General features: G+C 40.4%; 1 protein-coding gene. It reads right to left on the bottom strand.

Annotation, left to right across the window (positions count from 1 at the left end; genetic code table 11):
* On the bottom strand, nt 1–292 hold a 292-nt coding region (locus tag AC0QHF_RS00295), incomplete at both ends, for a reverse transcriptase/maturase family protein (protein ID WP_324702195.1).

Below are 292 nucleotides of genomic sequence, written 5' to 3'. Positions count from 1 at the left end.
ACCATTTTTCCATTTACTTCGATTTCTTGAAGTGTGTGACAGATTCTTGTCTTTTCTGGTTTGAGTTGGAGTCCAATAGGTTTTAACCATTCGGAGATAGCAATCTTGCACTGTTCAATAACTTTGAGGCTTTGGGATATAACCACAAAGTCATCGGCATATCTAACGACCGTTGTGTTGATTGTTTTCCCATTTATAATGTGTTTTGGGAATAATTTTTCTATGTGCCTCACCATTCCATCCAGTGCGATGTTGGCGAGGAGTGGACTTATTACCCCTCCTTGAGGTGTCC

The sequence above is a fragment of the Lyngbya sp. CCY1209 genome (genome assembly GCF_055795065.1).
Note: the sequence above shows the minus strand (reverse complement) of the source record. Positions and strands in the feature narration are given on the sequence as shown.